This window comes from Sulfurospirillum sp. MES (assembly GCF_000789415.1).
Lineage (GTDB): Bacteria > Campylobacterota > Campylobacteria > Campylobacterales > Sulfurospirillaceae > Sulfurospirillum > Sulfurospirillum cavolei.
Genome location: NZ_JSEC01000060.1, coordinates 1 through 502, shown reverse-complemented (window position 1 = coordinate 502; position 502 = coordinate 1). Strand labels below are relative to the sequence as shown.

Annotated in this window: 1 pseudogene; it reads left to right on the top strand. The window is 48.8% G+C overall.

The features are described 5' to 3' along the window. Window positions 1-502 (top strand): annotated as a pseudogene (murB, locus tag OA34_RS13395) (UDP-N-acetylmuramate dehydrogenase); the annotation flags it as partial.

Genomic DNA, 502 nt, shown 5'->3' with positions numbered 1-502 from the left:
CCATTATCGGCGGCGCGAATAACCTTTTGGTAAGCCCTACGCCGCCCCCTTTGGCGATGCTTGGCAAGGCGTTTGATTTTATCCGTTTGGAAAGAAACGTCTTACATGTAGGCGGTGCGACGCCGAGCGGGAAAATCCTCTCGTTTGCCAAAAAGCATGATCTCTCAAGCTTTGAACTGATGCAAAAACTTCCAGGAACGCTTGGCGGGATGATCGCGATGAATGCGGGGCTTAAAGAGTGGGAAATTTTCAACAACCTCATCGCCATTCGCACCGAGCACGGCTGGGTGGAAAAATCACAGATAGAACACGGCTACCGCTTCGCTAAAATAGAAGGTGTCATCTACGAAGCCACCTTTACATGTCAAAACGGTTTTGATGAAAATCTGCTCTCCATGTTTAAAAAAATGCGTGACAATCAACCCAAAGAGCCCAGTGCCGGAAGCTGTTTTAAAAACCCCGTGGGACACTTTGCAGGCAAACTGATCGAAGAGGCAGGCTT